This is a genomic window from Leptotrichia hofstadii (assembly GCF_007990525.1).
Classification (GTDB): Bacteria; Fusobacteriota; Fusobacteriia; order Fusobacteriales; family Leptotrichiaceae; genus Leptotrichia; species Leptotrichia hofstadii.
The window spans coordinates 1353826-1380080 of sequence record NZ_AP019823.1; the positions used below are offsets into that span (position 1 = coordinate 1353826).

At 26.9% G+C, this 26255-nt stretch carries 26 protein-coding genes and 1 pseudogene; 23 read left to right on the forward strand and 4 right to left on the reverse strand.

The genetic code is table 11. The features are described from left to right. The first annotated feature begins 27 nt into the window (after positions 1-27). Complete coding sequence (gene hisC, locus FVE77_RS06380; protein ID WP_026746295.1) at positions 28-1107, forward strand: histidinol-phosphate transaminase; 1080 nt, start codon at positions 28-30, stop codon at positions 1105-1107. 58 nt (positions 1108-1165) lie between these two features. On the opposite strand, the gene FVE77_RS06385 is transcribed toward hisC, so the two are convergent. Beyond that, on the reverse strand, positions 1166-1567 hold the full coding sequence (locus tag FVE77_RS06385) for a hypothetical protein (protein WP_026746294.1): 402 nt from the start codon (positions 1565-1567) through the stop codon (positions 1166-1168). Positions 1568-1729: 162 nt separating this feature from the next. Between FVE77_RS06385 and hisB the strand changes: the two genes are divergently transcribed. Together hisB and FVE77_RS06395 are read left to right on the forward strand one after the other, a co-directional pair. Beyond that, on the forward strand, positions 1730-2320 hold the full coding sequence (hisB, locus tag FVE77_RS06390) for an imidazoleglycerol-phosphate dehydratase HisB (protein ID WP_026746293.1): 591 nt from the start codon (positions 1730-1732) through the stop codon (positions 2318-2320). After that, positions 2320-2511, forward strand: a complete 192-nt coding sequence (locus FVE77_RS06395; RefSeq protein ID WP_026746292.1) for a hypothetical protein — start codon at positions 2320-2322, stop codon at positions 2509-2511. The genes hisB and FVE77_RS06395 overlap by 1 nt, the downstream gene beginning before the upstream one ends. A gap of 219 nt (positions 2512-2730) precedes the next feature. Here the strand turns inward: FVE77_RS06395 and FVE77_RS06400 are convergent, their stop codons facing one another. After that, positions 2731-2877, reverse strand: coding sequence for an AAA family ATPase (locus FVE77_RS06400; protein WP_232052890.1), 147 nt, complete (start codon positions 2875-2877; stop codon positions 2731-2733). 179 nt (positions 2878-3056) lie between these two features. On the opposite strand from FVE77_RS06400, the gene FVE77_RS06405 reads away from it, so the two are divergent. The 15 genes from FVE77_RS06405 (at position 3057) to hisF (ending at position 20705) form a co-directional block, all read left to right on the forward strand. Next, positions 3057-5342: a phospholipase D family protein gene (locus FVE77_RS06405; RefSeq protein ID WP_026746291.1), complete on the forward strand. Its 2286-nt coding sequence runs from the start codon at positions 3057-3059 to the stop codon at positions 5340-5342. Positions 5343-5429: 87 nt separating this feature from the next. Then, positions 5430-7097 (forward strand): AAA family ATPase, encoded by a 1668-nt coding sequence (locus FVE77_RS06410; protein WP_232052891.1) that lies wholly within the window; start codon positions 5430-5432, stop codon positions 7095-7097. Positions 7098-7186: 89 nt separating this feature from the next. After that, complete coding sequence (cas10, locus tag FVE77_RS06415; RefSeq protein WP_026746289.1) at positions 7187-9871, forward strand: type III-A CRISPR-associated protein Cas10/Csm1; 2685 nt, start codon at positions 7187-7189, stop codon at positions 9869-9871. 1 nt (position 9872) lies between these two features. Further along, positions 9873-10277 carry a type III-A CRISPR-associated protein Csm2 gene (gene csm2 / locus FVE77_RS06420; protein ID WP_081690317.1) on the forward strand — a complete coding sequence of 135 codons (405 nt, stop codon included), beginning with the start codon at positions 9873-9875 and terminating at the stop codon, positions 10275-10277. A 37-nt stretch (positions 10278-10314) separates the two neighbouring features. Beyond that, positions 10315-11037, forward strand: a complete 723-nt coding sequence (gene csm3, locus FVE77_RS06425; RefSeq protein WP_026746287.1) for a type III-A CRISPR-associated RAMP protein Csm3 — start codon at positions 10315-10317, stop codon at positions 11035-11037. A gap of 9 nt (positions 11038-11046) precedes the next feature. Beyond that, entirely contained in the window at positions 11047-12060 is a 1014-nt protein-coding gene (gene csm4, locus FVE77_RS06430; RefSeq protein ID WP_026746286.1) for a type III-A CRISPR-associated RAMP protein Csm4, read from the forward strand. Further along, positions 12044-13258 (forward strand): type III-A CRISPR-associated RAMP protein Csm5, encoded by a 1215-nt coding sequence (csm5, locus tag FVE77_RS06435; protein ID WP_026746285.1) that lies wholly within the window; start codon positions 12044-12046, stop codon positions 13256-13258. The genes csm4 and csm5 overlap by 17 nt, the downstream gene beginning before the upstream one ends. Beyond that, positions 13218-13982: a CRISPR system precrRNA processing endoribonuclease RAMP protein Cas6 gene (gene cas6, locus FVE77_RS06440; protein ID WP_232052892.1), complete on the forward strand. Its 765-nt coding sequence runs from the start codon at positions 13218-13220 to the stop codon at positions 13980-13982. Before csm5 ends, cas6 begins: the two co-directional genes overlap by 41 nt. Beyond that, positions 13975-15408 (forward strand): type III-A CRISPR-associated CARF protein Csm6, encoded by a 1434-nt coding sequence (csm6, locus tag FVE77_RS06445; RefSeq protein ID WP_026746283.1) that lies wholly within the window; start codon positions 13975-13977, stop codon positions 15406-15408. The genes cas6 and csm6 overlap by 8 nt, the downstream gene beginning before the upstream one ends. A gap of 96 nt (positions 15409-15504) precedes the next feature. Beyond that, complete coding sequence (cas1, locus tag FVE77_RS06450; protein ID WP_026746282.1) at positions 15505-16512, forward strand: CRISPR-associated endonuclease Cas1; 1008 nt, start codon at positions 15505-15507, stop codon at positions 16510-16512. Positions 16513-16527: 15 nt separating this feature from the next. Beyond that, a complete protein-coding gene (gene cas2 / locus FVE77_RS06455) occupies positions 16528-16851 on the forward strand; it encodes a CRISPR-associated endonuclease Cas2 (protein ID WP_026746281.1) in 324 nt (107 codons plus the stop codon). A 564-nt stretch (positions 16852-17415) separates the two neighbouring features. Beyond that, positions 17416-18045: an imidazole glycerol phosphate synthase subunit HisH gene (hisH, locus tag FVE77_RS06460; protein WP_026746280.1), complete on the forward strand. Its 630-nt coding sequence runs from the start codon at positions 17416-17418 to the stop codon at positions 18043-18045. Positions 18046-18127: 82 nt separating this feature from the next. After that, on the forward strand, positions 18128-18982 hold the full coding sequence (locus FVE77_RS06465; RefSeq protein ID WP_026746279.1) for a hypothetical protein: 855 nt from the start codon (positions 18128-18130) through the stop codon (positions 18980-18982). Positions 18983-19163: 181 nt separating this feature from the next. Next, positions 19164-19880 carry a 1-(5-phosphoribosyl)-5-[(5-phosphoribosylamino)methylideneamino]imidazole-4-carboxamide isomerase gene (hisA, locus tag FVE77_RS06470; protein ID WP_081690316.1) on the forward strand — a complete coding sequence of 239 codons (717 nt, stop codon included), beginning with the start codon at positions 19164-19166 and terminating at the stop codon, positions 19878-19880. A gap of 69 nt (positions 19881-19949) precedes the next feature. Further along, the gene (hisF, locus tag FVE77_RS06475; RefSeq protein ID WP_026746277.1) at positions 19950-20705 is read left to right on the forward strand and encodes an imidazole glycerol phosphate synthase subunit HisF; all 756 of its coding nucleotides are present in this window, start codon (positions 19950-19952) and stop codon (positions 20703-20705) included. 67 nt (positions 20706-20772) lie between these two features. Here hisF and FVE77_RS06480 read toward each other — a convergent pair whose 3' ends face one another. Then, on the reverse strand, positions 20773-21105 hold the full coding sequence (locus FVE77_RS06480) for a type II toxin-antitoxin system RelE/ParE family toxin (protein ID WP_026746276.1): 333 nt from the start codon (positions 21103-21105) through the stop codon (positions 20773-20775). Then, a complete protein-coding gene (locus FVE77_RS06485) occupies positions 21095-21352 on the reverse strand; it encodes a type II toxin-antitoxin system Phd/YefM family antitoxin (protein WP_026746275.1) in 258 nt (85 codons plus the stop codon). The genes FVE77_RS06480 and FVE77_RS06485 overlap by 11 nt, the downstream gene beginning before the upstream one ends. 205 nt (positions 21353-21557) lie before the next feature. Between FVE77_RS06485 and FVE77_RS06490 the strand changes: the two are divergent. The 5 genes and pseudogenes from FVE77_RS06490 to FVE77_RS06515 all read left to right on the forward strand — a co-directional run. After that, positions 21558-21845, forward strand: a pseudogene (locus FVE77_RS06490) (nucleotidyltransferase family protein); the annotation flags it as partial. 123 nt (positions 21846-21968) lie between these two features. Continuing rightward, a complete protein-coding gene (hisIE, locus tag FVE77_RS06500) occupies positions 21969-22622 on the forward strand; it encodes a bifunctional phosphoribosyl-AMP cyclohydrolase/phosphoribosyl-ATP diphosphatase HisIE (protein WP_026746274.1) in 654 nt (217 codons plus the stop codon). 100 nt (positions 22623-22722) lie between these two features. Continuing rightward, on the forward strand, positions 22723-23526 hold the full coding sequence (locus tag FVE77_RS06505; RefSeq protein WP_051254491.1) for a YhfC family intramembrane metalloprotease: 804 nt from the start codon (positions 22723-22725) through the stop codon (positions 23524-23526). Positions 23527-23640: 114 nt separating this feature from the next. Beyond that, a complete protein-coding gene (gene hisJ / locus FVE77_RS06510; RefSeq protein ID WP_026746273.1) occupies positions 23641-24492 on the forward strand; it encodes a histidinol-phosphatase HisJ in 852 nt (283 codons plus the stop codon). 256 nt (positions 24493-24748) lie between these two features. Next, a complete protein-coding gene (locus FVE77_RS06515; RefSeq protein WP_026746272.1) occupies positions 24749-26200 on the forward strand; it encodes a hypothetical protein in 1452 nt (483 codons plus the stop codon). Positions 26201-26255: the final 55 nt, after the last annotated feature.

Genomic DNA, 26255 nt, shown 5'->3' on the forward strand with positions numbered 1-26255 from the left:
AATTGTGCTTAAGGAGGAAATTATAAAATGAGTAAATTTTGGAATGATAAAATAAAGGAAATAGAGCCTTATACACCGGGAGAACAGCCAAAAGACAAAAAATATATTAAACTTAATACAAATGAAAATCCTTATCCGCCGTCATCAAAAGTTATAGAAAAAATAAAATCTATGAATTTAGAAGATTTGAAATTGTATCCAGATCCAGATGTAATGGAGCTTGGAAAAGTTATTGCTGAATATTTTTCTAATAAAATAAACGATAAAGTTATACATAAGCAAGTGTTTATTGGAAATGGATCGGATGAAGTTTTGGCATTTATTTTTATGACATTTTTTAATGCGGGAGATAAAGTGTATTATCCAGATATTACATACAGTTTTTATCCAGTTTATGCCGATTTATTTAATGTGAAGGAAGTCAAAATTCCGTTAAATAACAGTTTTGAAATTGAAATTCAAAAATATTTTGGCTTGGATGGGCATATAATTATTGCAAATCCGAATGCACCAACTTCGATTGCTTTAAAATTGGATGAAATTGAAGAAATAATAAAAAATAATCCAAATCAGCTAGTTATCGTTGACGAGGCGTATGTTGACTTTGGGGCAGAAAGTGCTGTAAAATTAATAAATAAATACGATAATGTTCTTGTAGTTCAGACGTTTTCAAAGTCACGTTCTATGGCGGGAATACGGCTTGGATATGCACTTGGATCTGAAAATATAATTGAAGGGTTAAATAGACTAAAATTTTCATTTAACTCATACACAATCGACAGAATTTCAATTGAAGCTGGAATCGAGTCGTTTAAGGATAATGAATATTTTGAAAAAACTAATGTTAAAATTATTCAGACTAGAGAAAAAACGGTTGAAAAATTGAAAAAATTAGGATTTAAAGTATTAAATTCAAGTGCTAATTTTATTTTTATTTCTCATAACAAAGTTTTCGCAAGTGATTTGTATAAACAGCTAAAAGAAAATGGAGTTTTAGTAAGATATTTTGCAAAAGATAGAATTGATAATTATTTGAGGGTTACGATTGGGACGGATGAGGAAATGGGGATTTTTATTGAGAAATTGGAAAATTTGTTGGAAAAATAACATAAATTAAAAATAAACTGAATATGCAAGGGGTTAATTCCCCTTGTCAGAATACTGATTAGAGCCAACTTTCATAATAATCTACAAAACTTTTTATAATTTCTTTTCTTGTCTGAGTATATTTAGTTTTTATCCCACCATTTTTTAGGCTTTCAATCCATGCAAAATCAATTGCAATATCTACATCCATATCAAAACTATATTTAACTTTTTCTAATAACGGAACATCAGAAATATCACCTAAACAATACAAATAACCACATAAAACACGCAAACATTCAGAACTATCAAAAAAATCACTATCTTCCTTTTCTTCTTTAATTGCTCTTGTAAATTCTTCGTTTAGAAGATAAATTATATCATTTTTATTAATTTTACTAAAATCAAGTCCGAGTTTTTTTACAAAATATTCAGCTCTTTCTGAAGCATAAAGTATATTTTTAGCATCATCGTAAAGCATATTTCGACCTCCTATATTTTAGAATATGTTAAATTACCCACAAAATTATAACACGATTTTTAATATTTCAAAACAAATTTCTTGTTTTTTGGTTAATCTTGAAAAAGAGAAAAAAATAGATTATACTATTTATAATTAAAGGTATAACGAAAGGATGAAGTTATGAGAAAATCTAAAATTGAAAGAAATACATTTGAAACAAAAATAAAAGTTGAATTAAATATTGATGGAACTGGGAAATATGAGAATAATACAGGGGTTGGATTTTTGGACCATATGCTTGACTTGTTTGCGAAGCATGGGAGATTTGATTTGAAGGTTTATTGTGATGGGGATACGCAGGTGGATGATCATCATAGTACGGAGGATATTGGAATTGCATTGGGAAAATGTTTTTATGAGGCGTTAGGGGACTTGAAGGGTGTGAGAAGGTATGGGAACTTTCTTTTGCCGATGGATGAGGCTCTGACATTAGTTGCTGTTGATTTAAGCGGGAGATATTTTTTGAATTTTGATGTGAATATTCCGACTGAGAAAGTTGGGACTTTTGATACCGAATTAGTGGAAGAGTTTTTTATTGGCTTTACACGGCATTTGAATGCGACGTTGCATATAAAGAATATGGCTGGGACAAATTCGCATCATATAATTGAGTCGATTTTTAAAGGAGTTGCTAGAGCTTTGGCAGAGGCTGTGAGTATTGATGAAAAGTATAAGGATGAGATTCCTTCGACTAAAGGGGTTTTGGTTTAATGAGAATTAAGAAGATACTGTTTATAAGTATGTTTTCTTTGATGTGTTCAGTAAATTCGTTTACCAAACCATTGTTTAATGAGAATGTAACAAAAGAATTAAAAGAAACCACAATAAATTTATTTATTGGAACTTCTTTTGAAAAAAATATCAAAAAAAAATTAGAAGATATAGAAAAAATAAAAATTTAAGGGGAATAATATTAATTTATTTCCCCCAACAAATTATTTAGTTTTTTAAAATTATTGTTCCAATAAAAAGTCTATAATTTTTTTTCTCTCAATTCCATTATTGAGAATTTTTTAATCCTAAATCAAGAAGATAAAATTTTTCTTGTGTTTCTAAAATGGATTTTCCTTTTATGCCGTATCTTTGAACTTTTGAAATAATATAGGCATTTTCAAGTGCTTTTAGATAATTAAAGACTCAAAATTAATAAAAATAGTATTTTTCTTGTTTATCCCATTTTCTTCAAGTTCTTTAGATATTAATTTTAATACCATAGATTTGCCACTTCTACGCATACCAGTAATAACTTTTATTACAGGTTTATCCATAAATTTTCTGATTTCTTTTAAATATTGTAAAGTTTTTCAACTTATAAGAGAAAAAATATAAAAATTTGTAACTTATTTCTGTTATATAAGAAAAAATTATCAAAAGTATTTCCCTATCTTTTTTTGAAATTATATGATAAGATAAAATAAAACAATATTTTAAGAGGAAAAGTATAAATATGGAAGAAAAAGAAACGATGAATATTAATGAAAATAGTAAAGAAAAAAATACATTGTTTACTATTTTGAATAATGAAAGAGTAGATTTGACGATTGAGGAAATTTTTGACAGTAATAGGTTTTATGAGATAAAGGCGGTTACATTTTCTGCTGAGGAAAGTTTTTTGAATAAATATTTGACTCCATTTAGAAGCGTTGACTTGATTATTGGGATACAGGATACTGATGTTCAGGCAAGAGGGATAATGGCTTTAAAAAATGAAACACGAAATCTGATTGAAAGTCAGAAACGAATTATAAAAAAGGAGCAGATTAAGTTTTTTGAGAATCTTTCGAGGGAAAATCAGGAAAATTGTGTTAAAGAAAAATGGAAATTACGAGTACCAATAAACTCAACAATTCATAGTAAATTTTATCTTTTGAGAAATGATTCTGAAACAAGGCTGATTTTGGGATCGGCCAATTTATCTTTTCAGGCTTTTTCAAATAAGAGAAATCAGTTTGAAAATATTATAATGTTTGACAATTCACAGTTATTCTATCAATTTGAAAAATACTTTGATGAAATAAGTTTGACTTGTACAGATTTTATTACTTCTGCAATAAAGAAAAAAGCAGAAAGTAAGATTAAAATTATGAATGAAAATATTGATAAAAATCAAGAAGAAATGTTTTCTGTAAAATTTACCAATGATGAAAGTGCAAAATTGCAAATAGATATTTCAAAAGATGTCATTAAAAATTTGAATGAAGTTATCGTCAAGGAAGAAAATGAGGTTGCGTTGCCCATAATTGAAGAGATAAAGACAATTGATGAAATACATAGAATAATTGAAAATGAGCAAAAGGAAGCTGTGGAAATTGAAAAATTTGCTTACGAATTGTCAGTTAATACTATTTCAAAACAAGCTAAAAAGAAGGAAAGTCTAATTGTAACTCCTGAAACGTTTGCCAAAAAGATAAAGCCTAAACTGGAAGTCAAAATTGCTGCGAGATTAAATCAAGCAACTCCAGAAAGAGAACTGCTGTTTTCAAAAGATACAGATCGTGGTTTTGGACGTTCGGGCTTATATATTGAAGAAAATGGCGACACTAAACCTTTTGGACAGAAGGCTGGGAAAGAAGAAATAAAAAACTCTGTTGAAAGCATTGTAAAATTAATTGATAATTACAAAAAATATGTTATTGATTACAATGATAATTACGGCTCAAGAATACTTGAGATTATTTTGTATGCCTTTACCTCGCCTTTTATTCAGGATATAAGATTTAAGCTGGAATCTGATTCTGAAAAATTGGATGTTCCTCAGTTTCTTTTTATTGGAGGAACAGCAGGTTCAGGTAAAAGCAATTTGCTGCAAATATTACAAAAAATGCTGGGGCTTTCCAAATCAAAGCCTATTTTATACAACAACATTATTCCAACAGGAAGGACAAAAAAAGCTGATACAATAACTCAAATTCAATTATGGATGAGTGAAAATAATGTCGCTCCGATTTTAATTGATGAAATAGACGAGGAATTTTTTTCAAATAAGGACAGAGGGAACAATCTCATTGTCAATGTTTCTAATCTTTCCACTTCCAATTATGATTTTACCCCATGCTTTATCGGAACTACAAATGCGTTGGAATATTCGTTGCCTCAACGTTCGCAAAGAAGATCCTATTATGTAAAAAATGACAAAGTTTTTGACACAGAACTCAAGAAAAAATCTGTAAAAGCATATACAGAAGTGCTTGAAATGGTTAATGATACTCTTTTTCAAGATTTTGTAATTAGATTTGCAGAAAAATTGGCAGATGATAACTTGAACTGGAAAAATTATTCGCTTCATTCTTCGACGGGATTAATAGATTTTCTTTACTGGAGCCGTGAAATTTTTAAGGAATATTTTGAAATTGCTCAAACGGAAGTTCCCGCTTGGTTTCCTGAAACGAGATACGATGACACTGTGGAAAATAATCAGTCCTTATGGAGAAAACTGTATGAATATAATTACAGGGATTTTAAGCCAAAAGAAGACAAATCTGTTTATTTGTTTAAATTGAAAAGCCTGGATAGTGAAGATGCACAAAGTAACAGATACGGCACAAAAGTTCTTCCTTCAATAAAATATTTGAATGCATTGTCGCAAAAGTGTAAAAATGATAATAATTCTTCCGATATTATTGAAATAAAGATAAAAGAATTTCACGATTGGATAGGAGTGCCTGTTCCAAAAGAATTAGAACATAAAAAGACATTTTTTGACTTTTTCAAGAAGAATAAAAATGAAAAATAATATATTTTATAACAATTTTCTGAATTGTAGCAGTTTAATTTTTTGATATGATTCAATTAATAAAAAATGGAAGGAAAAGGTTTAATTATGAAAGAAAAAAATATGAAAAAAAAGAAAAAAGGACTAGCAATAGGAAAATCCGATTTTAAGGAAATAATAACACGAAATGCTTATTATATTGACAAAACTAAATTTATAGAAGAAATAATAGAGGATTTATCAGAAGTTAAATTATTTACAAGGCCCAGAAGATTTGGAAAAACCTTAAATTTATCAATGCTGAAATACTTTTTTGATGTGGAAAATTCTGAAGAAAATAAAAAGTTATTTGAGAACCTGTATATTTCTAAAAGCGAGTATATGGAACATCAGGGACAAAATTCAGTGATTTTTATAAGCATGAAAAATGCTGAAGCAGAAAGTTGGGAAGATAGCTTTTCAAATATTAAAAATCTTATTTCAGATTTATATGATAAATTTGAGTATATTTCTAAAAATTTTAAAAAAAGAGATTTAGTTGAATTTGAAAAAATATGGATAAAAAAAGAAGAGGCTGATTGGGAGAGTTCAATAAAAAATCTATCAAGATATTTATATGAATATTATGGTAAAAAAGTAATTATTTTAATAGATGAATACGATACTCCCATGACAAGTGCGTGGAATGAGGGATATTATGAAAAGTCACGAAGATTTTTTAAAAGTTTTTACTCAAATGCGTTAAAGGATAATGAATATTTGGAATTTTCGGTTGTAACAGGGATACTTAGGGTGGCAAAGGAAGGGATATTTTCTGGTTTGAATAATTTGAAAACTTATACAGTTTTGAATAATAAATATGCAGAAAGTTTTGGTCTGATTGAAACAGAAGTAAAAAATGCTTTGGAATATTATGGATTAGACAAAAATATTGAAGAAGTGAGAAAATGGTATAATGGCTATAAGTTCGGAAATATTCAAATTTATAATCCGTGGAGTATAATTAATTATCTCGATGAAAAAGAAATCAATGTTTATTGGATAAACACTTCTGATAACAGACTGATACATTCAGCAATAGAAAATTCTAATAAAGAATTATTTGACGAGTTAAAGGATTTATTTAATAATGGAACGACAGAACAGACTGTTATGGCCTCCTCAAATATGGATAATTTGAAGGATCCGGAAGAAGTGTGGCAATTATTACTTTTTGGAGGTTATTTAACTGTTGAAGAAAAAGTAGCTATGAATGAGTATACTTTAAAATTGCCAAATTATGAGATAAAAACATTTTTTAAAGATATGTTTGTCCAGAATCTGGGTGGTTCAAGCAGATTTAAAGAAATGATAAAAGCATTTAAAAATCTTGAAATTGAAAAATTTGAAGAAATTTTGAATGAAATATTTTTAGTGTCAATGAGCTATTATGATACTTCTAAAACAGAAAAACCATATCATACATTAATTTTAGGAATGATGTTGTATCTTGACAGCGAATATACAGTTTTGTCAAATAATGAAACAGGGTATGGAAGGAACGATTTAGCTTTGGAGCCGATAAATAAAAATAATATAGGATATATTTTTGAGTTTAAAGTGGCTAAAACTGGAGAAGAACTTGAAATAAAAGTAAAAGAAGCATTGAATCAAATTGAACATAAAAAATATCCTGTAATGCTAAAAGAAAAAGGAGTAAAGGAAATTGTATATATGGGAATGGCATTTTATGGGAAAAAAGTTAAAGTGGAATGTAAAATAGTGAAAAATAGTTGATTATATGAAGCACAAAAAGAGGTAGTTATATTTTGCTTCTTTTTTGCATATATAAAAAAAATAAATTTGAAAGTTGGAGAAAGTAAAGTATGGATGAGAAATTAATTAATCTTCAAATAGGAGCTTTGTTACATGATGTTGGAAAAATAGTACGAAGGGCTGGTGTAAGCAGTAAGAGACATTCTATTGCAGGAGCTGATTATTTGGAGAAAGAAGAATTGCTAGATGTAGAAAAATATAAAGAAATTTATGATATGATAAAGTATCATCATAATGAAGAAATAAATGAAAAAATGAAAGAAAATGAAAAATTAGATGATGATTCTTTGGCGTATCTTATATACGAAGCTGATAATATTGCATCGGGAGTGGATAGAGTAAACTATGATGACGAAATAAGTGATGAAGGAGATAAGAAAAAAGGTAAAAAAAAAGAAGGTTTGCCATTAAATTCAATATTTAATAGACTTAATGTTCAGAAAAATAATATAGAAAAAAATTTTAAATCTTTAAAATACGATAGACTTAGTTTTAATATTCCAAAGAAAAAAATAAATGAAAAGAAAATAGAAAAGGAAGAATATTTAGATAATGTATTAAAGCAACTAAAAGAAGATTTGGAAGAAATGAAGCAAAAGAATATTTTGACACCTGAAAAATTAAATTCGGTATTGGAAGAAAGTTGTATATATTTTCCCTCAAGTTCGTATGTAGATTATCCTGATGTTTCTTATTATGATCATGTAAAATTAACAGCAGCAGTTGCTTCGTGCATGTATCTTTATGATATTGAAAAACAAAATAACAAAATAAATTATAAAGATACATACTTTAAGAAAAACCAAAAAAAAGAAAGGGAAAAAACAAAATTTCTATTTGTATCTAGTGAATTTACAGGAATACAAAATTTTATTTATACAATTACATCTAAAATGGCTATGAAATCATTGAGAGGACGATCATTTTACTTGGAACTTTTTATTGAGCATATAATAGATGAAATTTTAGAATCACTTAATTTATCAAGAGTGAATTTAGTTTATTCGGCAGGAAGTCAATTTTATATGTTGTTGCCAAATATTCCTGAAACTGTGGAAATTTTAGAAGAGTATAAAAAAATAATAAATGATTTTCTTTTGAAAGAACTCGGGACATCGGTTTATTATGAAATTTCATATACTGAAACAAATGCCGAAGAATTAGGAAATGGCTTGAGCCAAGAGATAAAAAAAGAAAATAAAATTAAAGAAATTTTCAAAAGAAATTCTATTGAAACTTCTAGAAAAAAACTTAACAGATATTCTCAACAACAATTGGAAAAACTATTTAATGAAAATAGTGATTTGAATAAAATTCATAATGACACAAAAGAATGTGTTATTTGTAAAAAATCTGAAAAAGAAGAAATTTTAATAAAAAATTCTCAAAATGAAAATAATGGAAATCTTGAAATATGCGATTCTTGTAAAAATTATATCCAATTAGGTAAAGATATTTCAAAATCGTTTCATTTGCAAGATAAAAGAGTATTTTTTGTAGAGGAGAATTGTAATGAAAATAGTAGTAAGTTAAAATTTCCAAAATATCCAGAAGGATTTGCAGAAATAAGTTTTAAAAAATTTAAAACAGTTGAAGAAGTAGAAAAGGAGAGTGACAAATTTTATAGATTTTATTCAATAAATGATGATTATTTTGGAAAAGGAAATTCGAGAAATATTAAAGTTGGAAATTATAATATAAAATCAATAAATGAAGAAAAAGAAAATAGCCTTATTGAATTTTCGGAACTAGTTAAAAAGAGTAAAGGAATTGAAAGACTTGCTGTGTTAAGAGCGGACATTGATAATTTGGGAACTTTATTTCAAACAGGTTTTGAAGATAGGGGATTTGTTAATATAGATGGAGAAAAAGAACCGTATAAATTTGTAAGATTCTCAAAAACAGTAGTTTTGTCAAGATATTTGTCTGATTTCTTTAAAAGAGTGATAAATTTGATATTAGAAAGAAAAAATTTGACCGATGAAAAGAATGAATTGTTTAAAGAATACTGTAATATAATAACGGAAAGAACAAAAGAAAAAACAGAGGGAAGAAATATTGTGCTAGTGTATTCTGGTGGAGATGATGTTTTTGCAATTGGGACTTGGAACGATATTATTGAATTTTCTGTTGATTTAAGAACGGCATTTAAAGAACTTTCAAGTGATAGAGTTACATTGTCGGCAGGAATAGGATTTTTTGATGAAAATTATCCGATATTTCAAATGGCACAAAAAACAGGAGAATTAGAAAAACTTGCAAAATCATATAATGAAAATAAAATTTACAAAACTGCAAAAGATGCTATTGCATTATTTGGAGTGGAAAAAAATGACAAATTAAACCATGTTTATAAATGGGATGATTTTATAGGAAAAGTTTTAAATGAAAAATATAAATATTTGAAATCTAGGATTAGTTTGGATGAAAATGAAGAGACAGAAAAAGTGTTTGTAGGAAAGTCAAAATGGTATAGTCTTATGAATCTTATAAGAAGCCAGTTTGAAGAAAAAGAAAATGAAAAACATAGAATTGATATTGCTCGATTTGCCTACACAATTACAAGAATAAAATATGATAAACAAAATGAAAAACAGGAAAAAAATTATTTAGATTTGAAAAAACAGCTGTTTGAATGGATAAAAAATGAAGAAGATGCAAAACAATTATTGACGGCAATAAATATATTGATTTATGAGTATAGAGATAGAGAAAAAAATGAGGAGTCGAAATAAAATGGAAAAAGTAGAAAAAATATTAATAGATTATATTAAAGAAAAATATACCAAAAATGATAAAAATTCTATTGAAATTGAAGAAATCGCCAAGAAAATTAAAGATAAAATTTTTAGTACAACACAGTTAAGATTATTGTTGTCAAATTCAGTAATAGTAAAAAATAAAATATCTTCAAAGGTACTAAAGAAAGAAGACAACTTATCAGATAAATTATTAAACGATGTAAAATATCTTTTAATAAAACATACATATCAATGTGGTAGAGAATCTAAAGTAAAGGAATTTGATAAAAAATTTGAAATTTCGGAAAAATTAAAAAAAATAAAAACAAAAGAAGATTTTGATAGATTTTACCGTTATTTAGAAGAAATAGTAGCATATGTGAAATATTATATTGGATAATAGAACTGAAAATAAAAAATAGGAGTGAAAAATAGTTATGAATACATTAAAAGGAAAATTTATTATAACAGGGAAAATAAAAGTTTTAACAGGGCTTCATATAGGAACATCTGGAGATTTTTCGGCGATAGGAGCGGTAGATAACATTGTAATTAGAGATACTGTTACGAATAAACCGATAATACCAGGATCTTCGTTAAAAGGAAAAATGAGATATTTACTTTCGAGAACTAAGTATAATGACAATTCTACATTAACAATGCCGAGTATAAAAAAGGAAAGTGATAATATTAAAAGATTATTTGGAGCTTCTGAAAAACCAATAACTTTATCAAGATTACAATTTTGTGATATGTTACTTAGTGAAAAAGAGTATGAAAGGGATGTGGAATTTGATTTGCCATATACAGAAATAAAATATGAAAATACAATAGATAGGGGAACTGGTGTTGCAAATCCAAGACAGCAGGAAAGAGTTCCAGCAGGTTCGGAATTCGATTTTAGATTGATTTATAATGTTGAAAATGCAGAAAAGATGGAAGAAGAAGTAAAACAAGATTTTGAAAATATACTTTTGATGTTTGAATTGCTTGAAGATGATTATTTGGGAGGACATGGAACTAGAGGATATGGTCGTGTTAAATTTGAGGATTTAAAATTGACAGAAAAAGTGTATATAAAAGAAAATGAAGATGATATTGAATATTTGAAATCAGAAATTCAAAATATTAAAGATTTTAGCGTAAGATTTGGAGAGTAGGAGAGAATAATGGTTTATTTACTGTATAAATTAAAATTTCCAAGTGGAATCCATATTGGTACAAATGCTTCTTTAGAAGCGACGAGCTTAACTGTAAGTTCTGATATATTTTATTCTGCTTTTTATGCTGAATATATTAGAATATTTGGAGAAAATGATAGAGAATTATTACAATTGACAGAAAAAGATGAATTTAAAGTATCAGATTTATTACCTTTTAAAGAAATAGAAACAGAGACGACCTTCTATCTTCCAAAGCCTTTTGTAAATGATATTGAAAGAAAACAAAGTAATGATGAAAATGAGCAAGTTGTAGATAGAAAAAAGGTAAAAAAATTAAGTTATATCCCTGCAAGCAGATTAAAGGAATATTTTGAATTTCTGAAAACAGGAAAAAATTTTCCTGAAATAGACGATGATTTTGGAGAAAAAGAACTGCATACTAAAAATAAGGTTTCAAGAATTGGAGAAGATACGGAACTTTATAATGTTGAAGTTTTTAGATTTAATAAAGATTCAGGACTTTATTTTATTGTGCAATTGCCAGAGAAATGGCAGGAAAAATTTGAAAATGTATTGGAAAGTTTATCGCTGACAGGAATAGGTGGGAAAAAGAGTGCTGGATATGGACAATTTAATATTACAGATGATGCTATGATATTTGATGGAGAATATTTTGATATAATTGAGTCGGAGGATGATAGATTTATAAATGAATCTTTATATAAGGAAAGTGAGAAATATTTACTGTTATCGTCATATTTGCCACAAAAAGATGAAATTGAAAAAATAAAAAATAAAGAAAATGGTTATCAATTAATAAAAAGAAGTGGATTTGTAAATAGTCCTAAATATAGTGAAAATTCACAAAAAAGAAAGCAAATTTATATGATTTCTTCAGGAGCAGTATTGAATTTTAAACCAGCAGGAAGATTAGCAGATTTGAAATTGCATGGGAATCATAGTATTTACAGAATGGGAAAGCCGATAGTTATAGGAGTGACTTATGGGAAAGATAGTTAGATATAAAATGGAGATGGAAGTTTTAACGCCTGTGCATATTGCGGGGGCTGATTATAAATCGAAATTGAATAAGACAGAATATATTTTTAATCCTAATAAAAATGATTTGACAATAATAGATAATAATAAATTTATTGATTTTTTAATAAAGAAAAAAATTATAGATAAATATATGGATGAGATTAGAGAAAATCATAAATTTAATTTGTTTTATTTTTTAAAAAATAGTGCTCTTTATAAAGATTTAAAAACATTTACTAAAAAAAGTTACAAAAATTTAGATCTAGAATTAAAAATTAAAGAAAATGGGAAAAAGGAAAATTTGAATAATATAACTTTGTTAAATAAAAATGTAGAAGATGAAGTTTATATTCCTGGAAGTTCAATAAAAGGAGCGTTGGTAAATCTTTTGTTGGTTAGTTATATTATAAATAATCGAAATGAATTTGTTAATGAAATAAAACAGATAGAAAATGAAGTTAAGAATTTTGATAAAAAGAGAAATGAATTTGTTAGTAAAGAATATATTACAGAAAAAGAAATCGAAATTTTCGATAAAAAAAATTCTAAATTTTTCCAAGGAAAAGTAAAAAATATAATAAATAAAATACAAGAAAAAATATTATATGAAAATTGCTCAAATGAAAAAATTAAAAAATTTGGAATATCAGTATCAGATAGTTATGAAAATAAAAAAGATATAGATGTTAATTTTTATCAAGATATTGATGAAAAAATAAAAGATAAAAAGGAAAGTTACTTGCCAGTAGTCAGGGAATATATAGAACCTAAAAATATATTTGAATTTGATATCACTTTAGATTTTGAACTACTTTCAATAACAAGACTGAAAATAAATGATTTTGATGATTTAATAAATTCTCTTGAAGAAGCTACGGATTATCTGATAGAAAATACTTTAGAATTACCAGATGAGTTATGCTGTCAAAACTTAATATTGGGAGCAAATACAGGATTTCATCAAAAAACAATTGTCCATGCATTGTTTAAAGATAAAAGTGAAAGAACTCAAGTTGTTAAAATATTATTGCACAAGGGTGGAACAAATGCGATAAGATTACATTTGAATGATAAAGATTCTCCAAGAGTAATAAATAGAATTAGAAAAAATGGAAAACTTGAATTAGCAGGATTAGTTGAAATTAGGAAAATATCTGAAAAGGAAGTGGGGAAATAAGATGCTTGCAAAAATAGAAATGGAAATTGAAGGAAATGGGTTAGATGTGAATATGAGTTCACTTTTTCATGGATATTTGATGAATAGTATCGATTCTGCTTATGCAGATTATTTGCACTATAATGAAACACATCCTTATACTTCATGTATTTATAAAGATATGGAAAGTGGAAAAATATTTTGGAGAATAACGACCTTTAATAAAAATGCTTATGAGATGTTAATAAAATACTTTTTAGAGAATGATGTAAAAAATATTTATTTGGAAAAAAAAGGGATTGAAGTATTTGTAAAATCGGTTTCTATTACAAAGACAGCTTTTGATGAACTGTTTTTTAATGACGAGAAAAAAAGCAAAATATATTTTTTAACTCCAACAACTCATAAATCGAATGGAATATTACAAATATTTCCGAATGTTCCGACATTACTTCTAGGAGTAATAAATAAAATAAATCAACATTCGGATACAATTAAGTTGGAAGATGAAAATGTGATAAATGAACTTTTTGAAAAAGTGTATATTGATGAATATTATTTAAGAACGAGGTATTTCTTTTTGGAAAATGTAAGGATTAAAGGGTTTATTGGAAATATAAAAATTAGAATAAAAAGTAAAGATGAAATGCTTTGGCAACTTTTGAACTTTTTACTGCAAGTGTCTGAATATACAGGACTTGGAGTAAAAACGGCATTGGGAATGGGAGGAATAAAAATTGGATAATAATAACATTGATGAAAATAAAGAAAGAGTGCTTTTAACATTTGCAGGAAATACTGATCCGACAAGAGGTAATTATGATGGGCCTATACTTCATATTTGCCGTTATTATAAACCTGAAAAAATATATTTGGTTTTAACTTCTGAGATGCAGAAAAGAAACGAGAATAAAATTTATGAAAAAGCTATAAAAGAAAGTTTGGAGAATTATAATCCAGTATTTGAATACATAAATACAGATATTGATAATGCACATTTGTTTGATATTTATTTTAATAAAATAAATGAGACATTTAACAAAATAAAATCGGAATATCCTAATGCAGAAGTTTTAGTAAATGTAACATCGGGAACCGCTCAAATGATTAGCAATTTAGTGATGTACACAGTTGACGCTACAAATATAAATATTATTCCAGTACAGGTGGCGACTCCTGAAGGAAAAGGAAATACCTCAAAAGTTGTAAATGATAGTTACAAAGTAGCTGATGAAAAAGAAAATAATTTTGATAATATAGAAGAATTTAGGACGAATAGAATATTATTTCCTGATTTAAGGCAATATTCAAGACTTTTGGTGAAAAATCAAATAAAAGAATTGTTAAAAAAATATGAATATTCGACATGTCTAGAGTTGTTAAAAAGGGATATTTTTCAAGAAAATAGTAAATTAAACGGACTTCTTAATTTTGCAAATGATAGACGACACTTAAAAGGTTTGAAATCAAATGGGAAATTAAAAAGTTTGAATGATAAAAAATTTGATAAATTCTATTATTACAGTAAAGACGAAACAAATGAAAACAAAGTAAGGGAATGGTATAAAATTGCAGATTATTTTGCTCTTGCTAATATTAAGCAAAAATCTGCTGATATAGCAGGATATACAATAATGCTGGAACCTTTGATTGTAAATATTTACTTGTCAATTTTAAGAGATGTTTTTGGAAAAAAATTATCAGATTTATTTTCAGAAAAAAGAAAAGAGGGAGAATTTAGTTATAAAACAGATATTTTGAAAATAAAAAAATACGATGGATTAAAAGAAAAAATTGAATATGAATTAGGAATTGCGGAATTGAAAGATTCAACATATATATCAGATAATGTGTTAATTGCTACGATTAAATATTTTGTTGAAAAGAATGAGTCTGAAATACTGCATAAAATGGATTTAGAATATTTTTCTGATTTTAGTAAGACTTTGCATAAAATAAAAGAAGTTAGAAATATGATTGCTCATTCATTAAAAACTATTAATAGAGATGATTTTAACAGTGAAGCAAAAGTTGGAATAGATACTGTGAATAGCAAAATAATTGATTTTTTCAAAAAATATTATACAGATTTTGGATATAAAGAGAGTATGATATGTGTTTATGATGAAATAAATAAAATAGCAAATGAAATATTGGAAACAGAAAAATAAATTATATTGAAAAGAAAAATAGAAGATTTGTAAAAATTTAAATTACAAATTTTCTATTTGGCTAGAGTATTTTTCAAAGAACATGAGGTAAGTAAAATGAGTAATGTATATGTTTATGAACAAGGAGCAGTGTTAAAATATAAAGAAAATAGATTAATTATAAATTATTCAGAAGATGATTTTAAGTCGATGCCGATTGAAAATATAGATAATATTGTGATTTTTGGTGCGATTCAAGTTAGTACAAAATGTGTTCAGCAAATGTTGACAAGGGGAGTAAATCTAACTTTTTTGTCCAAAAATGGTTCTTATTTTGGAAGATTGGAATCAACGGGACACGTAAATATAGAAAGGCAGAGATTACAATTTAGAAAAAGTGATGATAAAATTTTTTCTTTGGGAATAAGTAAACAATTTATCAAAGGAAAGGCAGCAAACCAAAAAACTATACTTATGAGAGCAAATAAATTGTTAAAAAGTCCAGAAATTACAGATATTATACTAAAAATGTCAGTTTATTCAAAGAATATAGAAAAATCTAAATCTATTGAAGAACTAATGGGAATGGAAGGATATTTAGCAAAATTGTACTATCAAGGAATCAGTAACATAATTGATAAAGAATATTCATTTTCTAAAAGAACTAGAAGACCGCCAAAAGATCCATTCAATTCTGTTTTGAGTTTTGGATACACACTACTTCATTATGAAATATTTACAATTGTTGAATCCAAAGGATTACACCCTTATGCCGCATTTCTTCATTCTGATAAATCTAAGCATCCTGCGTTATGCTCAGATTTAATGGAAGAATGGAGACCGATGTTGATTGACTCTTTGGCAATCGCTCTTTTAAACAACAATAAAATAAAAAAAGAAAATTTTGAGTATAATCAAGAAAATGGCGGAGTGTATTTGGACAAGGAAGGGTGTAAAAAATTTATTGCAGAATTTGAAAAAAGATTAAAGCAGGAAGTTGGGTATGTCAAGGAAGTATCATATAAAATGAGTTTTAGAAGAATAATAGAATATCAGGTGATGCAATTGATAAAAGCAATAGAGGAAAATAATCCAAATATTTATAATTCAATATTAATAAGGTGATAAGGTGATGATGATATGGATGAATGGGATTTTTTAGATGAAGATTTTTGTAATGAATTTTTTGAAGATACCTTTACAGTTGTTGTAATTTATGATATTATAGACAACAAGAGAAGAGAATTTCTTAAAAAACTTTTAAATTCTTTTGGAAATAGAATTCAAAGGTCAGCTTTTGAATGTTTATTGACTAGAGAAAAATGTGAAATTCTTTTAAAAAAAATAGAAAAGTTTGCAGAAGAAGGTGATTTAATAAGAATATACAGACTTAACCAAAATGTAAAAAAAGTAATCTACGGCGAATTAACAGAAATTGAAAACGAAGATTATTATTTTATATAGAAATTGCCACGATACTGTAAAAATGGGAATTAGAACATAATTTTTATTCTTTTTGTAAAAAAACTGAAAATTTAAATAATTCTCACGAAAATAGCCAAATAACATATCATAAAATAAGGGGTTAATTGTAAGAGGATATAAAAAAGGATAGAACTCCGAAAGGAGACGGAACATTTAGTGTTTTTATTATAGTGTATTTTTATTTTAGATATAAAAAAGGATAGAACTCCGAAAGGAGACGGAAGGTCTTGATAATCTTTTTTATTGTTTGAATTATAAATTAATATAAAAAAGGATAGAACTCCGAAAGGAGACGGAAACTTTTCAAATTTTTCTACAATATATTTTACATCTTCATAAAAAAGGATAGAACTCCGAAAGGAGAAACAAATAAAATTTTAAAATATAAAATGTCTTTTATAGGCATTTTTTTGTTTATATTTATTCCTTATCGTAAAACGAAAATTTATTGTCTTTTCTGAAATAACATTGTATAATGTATTTAAATAAATTATTAAAAATAACAAATGAACAAACAATAAAATAGAAAGGATTTTTTTACTTATGATAGCAGTGATTGATTATGGGGTAGGAAACCTTTTTTCCTTACTTTCTTCTTTAAACTATGTCGGACTGGATACGAAGCTGACTAATAATATTGAAGAGATAAAAAATGCTAAGGGGATAATATTGCCAGGAGTTGGGGCTTTTAGAGATGCTATTGGGAATTTGGAAAAATATAGGCTAAAAGAGATTTTGATAAATGAAGCAAAGAACGGAAAGCCGTTTTTGGGAATTTGTCTTGGTATGCAGATGCTTTTTGAAAAAAGTTATGAATATGGTGAATATGAAGGACTTGGGCTTATAAATGGAACTGTTGAGGAAATAAAAAAATATATTCCTGAAAACTCTGATTTGAAAATACCTCACATGGGATGGAATAGTTTAGCCATAAATGGTGGATTTAAGGATGATAAAATTTTAAAAGATGTAAACGATAATGAATATGTTTATTATGTTCATTCGTATTTTGCAAAAACAGATATGAAAAATATTGTCGCATATTCAGAGTATGGGACAAAAATATCTGGAATTGTAAAAAATGAAAATGTCTATGGAATGCAGTTTCATCCTGAAAAAAGTGGAGATACTGGATTGAAGTTATTAAAAAACTGGGGAGAATTAATAAAATAAAAGTAACATTACGATTATTTTACTTAGTTTATTGATTTTTTTGGTTTTGATAACTTATTTTTTAATTGAGAAAGAGGTATTTATGAAAAAAATGATATTATTGATAAGCCTTCTTGTTGTAGTGAATATGAATGCTAAAAGCCGAAGTGAAATGATAAGGCAGGATTTGTCAAAATTAGGAGTTTCTCAGGAAATAATAGTAAAAACAATAGAACTGGATAAAGAAATACCTAATGTAGCGAGTGAACCTGATAGGGAAAAAGTAAAAAATCTGGCATTAAAAATTGAAGCATTGCTGAAAAAGAATGAGAAGAATTTTGTATTATCAGAAAATTTGATAAATATTTATAATGCACTTGGAAAAAGTGATGCCGAAAAATTAAATAATTTTAAGCGGTATGAAAAATATAATCCTTATGAAGTGTCAAAATTATTTTTTTCAAATATGTATTATTCTAACAAAGGAGATACAGCAGCGTTTGATAAAAATTATGAAAAACTTAAAAGGGAATACCCTGATTATTTAATCACTAGAATTGCTGTAACATATACGATAGGAAGAGATGCAATCTGGAATGTTATGAAAAACGATGAAAAAGCGGCACTTGCAAGTTTAAATTCCATTATGAAGATGTGCGATGATAAAACAAAAACGGAAGAATCACATATTTCTGATGAGCAGGCGTGGGCATACAAATTGACGATGGGATGGTTTGCGATAAGTTTTTATTTAAATGAGAACCGTACACAGGATGCAATTGATTTTTATTATGAAAATTTTGAAGGAAAAAATAAGCCAAGTGAAGAAATATTGTACTACAACAGGTATCAAAACTGGTATATAAAATCGGAGCTGGCAAAGGCGAATAGAACTGATTTTTACAATAATAAGAAAATATTTCAAAAAAATCTGGATAAAATAAGAATGCTTGATTAATATTTTGAGATTTTTTATCAAAGTTAGAATTTCGAGTATGGTTGTTGGAGCAGATATTCCAAACATGTGGATTTTTCCTTTGTATTTTGGAATGACCTAACTTTTTTGAAAAATTTTGCAGTACATAAAAAAATAGAGTTATAAAATAAAAAAGTATATAATATTTGAAGGAGATTAAATTATGATAGAGATTTTTCCAGCGATAGACTTACATAACGGTCAGGCAGTGCGACTGAAACAGGGAGATTATAATCAAGTAGAAGTGTTTTTTAAAAATCCTGTTGAAGTTTTGGATTTTTTTAATAAAAATAATTCAAAAAATCTTCATATTGTAGATTTGGACGGAGCAAAAGATGGAAATACTAAAAACTATGAAGTTATAAAGGAACTGGTTGAAAAAAGTGATTTTTTTGTTCAAGTTGGCGGTGGAATCCGTAATGAAGAGAGAATAAAAAAATATATTGAGTTAGGTGTAAATAGAGTTATTTTGGGAACAATTGCTGTTGAAAATGAAGAGTTTTTAAGAGAAATGGTAAAAAAATATGGAGATAAAATTGCAGTTTCTGTGGATGCGAAAAATGAAAAAGTAGCTGTAAAGGGATGGACAGAAACCGTTGAATTAAATTCAGTTGAGTTTTGCAAAAAATTATCGGACATTGGAGTAAAAACAATAATTTATACTGACATTTCAAAAGATGGAATGTTAAATGGCACAAATCTTGAAATTTATAAAAAATTGTCCAAAATAGTAAAATCAGATATTATAGCTTCTGGTGGAATTACATTTTTAGATGAAATAAAGGAACTTAATAAAAACGGGGTTTATGGAGCTATTGTTGGAAAGGCAATTTATTCTGGAAATCTTGACTTAAAAGAAGTATTGGAAGTTAGCAAATAATATTTTAAAAATTGTTTAAATGAAATTGAAAATGTAAATATTGCATATTAAAAGAAAGTGGGTGTAAAAATGCTTGCAAAGAGAATTGTTCCCTGTTTGGACGTGAGAAATGGGAAAGTGGTAAAAGGCGTTAATTTTACTGGGATAAAAGAAGTTGACAATCCCGTTGAGTTAGCAAAGTTTTATAATAAATCTGGTGCTGATGAACTTGTTTTTTATGATATTACAGCAACTGTTGAGGAAAGAGGGCTTTTTACTGATATTTTGAAGGAAGTCGCAAGTCAAATATTTATTCCGCTTACTGTTGGCGGTGGGATAAACACACTAGATGATTTTGACAGAGTGCTAAAAGCGGGGGCAGATAAAGTGAGTATTAATTCAGGTGCGATAAGAAATCCAAAATTAATCGAAGAAGCTGCAAAAAAATATGGAGACCAGTGTGTAGTCTTGTCTGTTGATGTAAAAAGAGTAGACGGCAAATTTAAAGTTTTTGCAAAAGGCGGCAGAGAAAATACTGGAATTGATGCAATTGAATGGTTTGTGCAGGGGCAGGAAAATGGAGCTGGAGAAGTTGTTGTGAATAGTATCGATACGGATGGCGTTAAAAATGGCTTTGATTTGGAATTATTATCAATTTTGGCTGAAAAATTGTCAATTCCAATAATTGCGTCAGGTGGAGCTGGTAATATGGAACATTTTAAGGAATTATTTAAAATACCAGAAATTGATGCAGGGCTGGCGGCTTCGATTTTTCATTTTAAAGAAGTGGAAATTATGGAGCTGAAAAGGTATCTGAGGGATAATGGAGTGGAAATGAGGATTTGATATAGTTGATAGTTGATATTTAATTTTAAAATAAAAAAGAGAGATAAGATAATCTCTTAATCTCTCATTAGTTTTCATTTTTTAAAATAGAGTCTATATCTCTATGGCTAAAAACAATACGCAAAATAATTATACTTTTTAAATTATCATTTACAGAATAATATAAAACGTAGTTGCTAATCAATTTTTTTCTAATAATAATAGATTCAGATAAAAATTTATTTATAACTTTTGGACAACTGTTTGGAAATAATTGAATATTACTAACAGCTTCTTGAAATTTATTCATAAAAGAAAATGCAGCTGTTGGCTTGCCTAAATCTATTTTGATGTAATGAAGAATTTGTTCTAAATCATTTTTAGCACTTTTAGTAAATTGATAAGAATATTTAGATTCCATATTTACCTCTTAATTCATTAATAGTATTTTTACCGTCTAAAACATTGTTATTTTGAACATCTTTTATTCCATCAAGCAGAAGTTTTGCTTCTTCAATTTCACGCATAGTTCGTTCATAATATTCAATATCCATTACAACTAGGCGTCCATAACCATTTTTAGTTATAAATATCGGTCCTTGTTCTTCGGAACAGTATTTTTCAATTTCGACTGTATTTTTTAAATCACGAATTGGTATAATTTTCATAAGTAAACACACTCCTTTATGTATTATTTATATCTATATTATACCATAAATTATGTTACAATAAAACTGAATATCAAATACTTTATGAGAATCATTTAAATCTGTATTATACCATAAATTATGTTACAATAAAACTAAATCTTAAATTTTTAGAAAGGACAAAAAGATGAATATAAAAAAAGAAGAGATTTAAAAAAAACTAAAAGAGATTAATAAAGAGAAATATTCGATTTTAAAATTAGGTCTTTTTGGAAGTTTTTCAAAAAATATTAATACAAATGATAGTGATATTGATATTCTTGTAAAAATGGAATTTAAGAAGGGGATGTATCAGAATTTTTGTAGTTTACATAAAAAACTAGAAGAAATTTTTCAAAAAAAAGTGGATTTAGTTGATGAAAGTATGTTTGAATATAAATTTAAAAATCCAAAAGTTCAAAAATACAAAGATGATATAAAGGAAGAAATTTTGGGGAGTGTAATTTATGTGTAAAAAAGGAAGAAACTTCAGTGGAGAAAAAGTTTAGAAATGCTTTATAAAGTTTCTGTTTTTGAAATGGAAGATTTGTCAAAGTATATTTACATATTAAGAGAAAAATTAGAAAAGAGGTAAAAAATGAATATAGAACAAATAAAATTTGACGAAAAAGGGCTTGTCCCCGCAATAATACAAGATTATTATACAAAAGAAGTGCTGACTCTTGCGTATATGAATAAGGAAAGCCTAGAAATAACTTTGAGAGATAAAAAAACTTGTTTTTATAGCAGAAGTAGACAGAAATTATGGTTAAAAGGAGAAACTTCGGGAAATTATCAGAATGTTGTTTCGGTAAAATATGATTGTGATTCCGATTCTTTGCTTGTGGAAGTAAAAAAGGAAGGCCCTGCTTGCCATACTGGCTCTGAAAGCTGTTTTTTCAATTCTTTATTTGAAGCAGAAAATTACAGTAATTTTAGTCCTGAGAAACTTTATAATTTAATAAAAGATAGAAAGGTCAATCCTGAGGAAAAATCATATACAAGTTATCTTTTTGAAAAAGGGCTTGACAAAATCCTGAAAAAAGTTGGCGAGGAATGTACAGAAGTTATTATTGGTGCTAAAAATAATGATAATGATGAACTGAAATATGAAATTGCAGATTTGTATTATCACACTTTGGTATTAATGATTGAACAAGGGCTTACTATTCAAGACGTGAAGAATGAACTTGCTAAAAGACATGTTGTTGATCATAAAGTTAAACAGGAAAAAATGGGTGGAGAAAAGTAAAAAATATTTTTTTGTTTATTATTGAAAAAATTTGTATGAATTATTTTTAAGAACAAGATATGAATGTTATTTATGAAAAATAAAAAATTAGGGGGTAATTATGAATTATGAATATATTGGAACTAGTACTATTACCGCAATAATTTTAATGGTTATTATTGGAACGGCTGTACCTTTAATAATCGCTGCAATATGGAAAATTAAGACAAAAGAGCCAATATCAACTATATTTATTGGAGCTGTTACATTTATTTTATTTGCAATTATTTTAGAAAGTATTCCTAAAGTGTTTTTGTTTCAGGTCAAAAATCCAATTAGCAACTATATAGCGAATAATAAATGGGTATTTGTGATTGTTCCAGCATTATTGGCAGGAATATTTGAAGAAAGTGGAAGATTTGTGGCATTTAAATTTTTGTTGAAAAAAAGAAAAAATAAGAAAACTGCTATTTCATATGGAATAGGACATAGTGGGATTGAAATGGTATTTATACTTACTTTTGCTGGTATACAATGTCTAGTATTTGCCCAAATGATTAATTCAGGACAGTTTGCCAAACTTTTGGAACAGGCAGGTAATAATCAAGTTCAACTTAAATCATTGCAAGCAATACCTCAATTAATAGCTTCTATCTCTTTTGGAACTTTAGGAATCTCATTAATTGAAAGAATTAGCGCAATTTTGGTACATATAGCCTGTTCAATACTTGTTTTTTACAGCGTGCATTTTAAAAATAAAAAAATATTATTTCCTATAGCCATTTTATTACACACTTTTATTGATATATTTGCAGGACTTTATCAGACTAAATTAGTAACAAATTTAGTAATTATAGAAGGTTGGGTATTTGTTATTTCAATTATTATTTTTTCTTTTGTATATAAAAAAGTGTATGAAAAATAATAATACAAAAAACCAAAAAATAAATTAGAATTATCTTAGAAAAAAACTATAGATTTTGAAAAAAGTGTAAAAAGAATTGAAAAAAGTTTAATTTTTAATAAGGAGCTGATAAAAATGCAAACTAAAAAAACAATTTTCCCATCAAATCTTCACGCCCACACATTTTACTGCGATGGAAAAAACAATGCTGAAGATTATATTTTAACTGCAATAGAGAAAGGATTTACAAGTGTTGGGCTTTCAGGACATTCTTTTACAGCATTTGATACAGAACCGTGCATGACTGAACAAGGAACGCAGGAATATTTGAAGGAATTAAAAGAACTAAAAGAAAAATACAAAAATAAAATGCAGATTTATATTGGAATCGAAGCTGATTTTTATACTGGGTATAACAAGGAAACTGATAAGGAAATGGGACTTGATTTTAGGATTGGATCTGTTCATTATGTGAAAGATAGAGAAAAAGAAGAGTATTACTGTGTTGATAACACGCCTGAAATTTTGAAATACGGAATAAAAAGTTATGCAAATGAAGACGAAAGAGTATTCATTGAAGCATATTTTGATAATATTGTGGAAATGGTACATACTCAAAAGCCTGATATTATTGGACATTTAGATTTAGTTAGAAAATTTAACAAAGATTTGAAATATTTTGATGAAAATGCTGACTGGTACAAAAAGAAAGTGGAATACGTACTGGATGAAATAGCAAAAACTGATGCGATTATTGAAATTAATACTGGTGGAATGTCAAGAGGATGGACACAAACTCCTTATCCGAGTGTTCCAATACTGGAAAGAATATTAGCCAAAAATATTCCAATTACAATTTCTTCTGATGCACACGAAACTAAAAATATTGATTTTTATTTTGAAGAAAGTCTTGAAATCGCTAGAAAAGTTGGGTTTAAGAGTGTGAAGATTTTGGATGGTGGAGAGTTTAAGGATTTTGAGATTTAATGAAAAATATAGAGTGAGATATTGTCAGTAAATTTTAAAATACTTATGGAGAAAAGTAAGATGAAAGAAACTTATTTTATTTACCGAGATAAAAAGGCAGTAGAAAGAAAAGCGTTATAATATTCAAAATCAAAATAAAAAAAATTAGATGTCACATTATTCGTTTATAATAAGATTTCTAAAATAGATTTGAAGAAATATTGAAAATATTTTGAAAAGGGAAATAGGGTAATAAAAAAAATAGGGAGATAATTGAATGAGAAAAAAAATATTAATGCTCTCAATATGCTGTATATTTATTTTTACAATTATTTCTGTAAAAATTGTTTCTGATAAAAAAGCAAGCAAAATAAAATTTGAATATTCTGCAAATGAGCTGGAAAATACTTATTTACGATTTGGGATAGATTTGAAACAGGAACTGAAGAAAAATGGAAATCTTAAATTAAAAAATGGCACTTATTTTATAAAACTTGATAAAAATATAAATTTTAAAGCAAAAAGTGATTTTAAAGATTTCGTACTACTTGAAAAAGTTATGAATGAAAAAATTGTTTCTTCAAAAGATTTTAATAAAAGTATTGGAAAGCAGATAAAGTTTTTTATTGGTGCAAAAAGTTTTTATAATGTCAATTTTGAGAATTTTAAAAATTTATCTTTAAAATCGCAGGAAAAGGTTTATTACATCTCTGTGGATGGCAAAAATGATGAGGAAGCAGATATTTCTAAAATTTCAAATTTGAAAAATATTATTAAACTTACTTTAAACAATGTAAATATTAAAAATTTCCATAAGGTTAATGAAATTGAGAATCTTTTGGAACTAAATCTAAATGGAAGCACGATTTTAGAAAAAGAAAATAATAATAAAATTGTTTTAAAGCATTTAATAACTTCTGAAAATGATTTAGGGGTACAGGGAGTAAATGTGATTAAAGGAAGTATTTTTCCTGAAAAAAGTGAAATTCTAAAAAAGGATGAAATTGATAAAAATGTTAAAGATATTTTGGTAAACAGGAAAGATTTTACAATGAAATCTCTAGAAGAAAGATACAAAATGTATGGAATAAATTTAGAAGAAGAAATAAAAAAGGATAGCAATATTGTGAAAGTTAATAATGAATATTATCTGAATATGAAATCTGAAATATTTTCAAACTGTTCTGGAGAATATGATGAGGGGAAAGATATTGTAAAAAATTTTAAAAAGTTTAATAAATCTATGGGAAATCAAAATTTGGATTTTGAATCTTACGATTTAGAGGCAAAGCAAAGTGAAATATTTGAAAATGTCAATAGAATTATGGGATTAGTCAAGATGGATGAAATTTCAAAAAGGACGTGCATTAGAAGGCAGGGTAACAGCAACAATTTTATGTACGGATATTTAAAATGGTTCATTTCGTTAAATAAAATCGAAAATATTCATACAGATTATATTGAAGAAATAAATCCGATAACTAGAAATCAAATCAAGGATTTTTCTTATGATGATGAAAATTATGACATTATTGACATTAAAGAACTCAATAAATTAAAAAATTTGGAAGATATTTATATTTATAGAAAAAATCGAATTAAAAATATTGAATATGTTCAGTATCTTAAAAATTTAAAAATGCTGTTTATTCCTCAAGATCTTATTATAGAAAGTAAGATTTCCAAGGTAGATTTTAAAAGAATATTGAAACAGCGTCAAGAAAATTAAAAGAAAAATAATCTCTTGCTTTGGAGTATTATTATTTAGCAAGAAATTTATGATT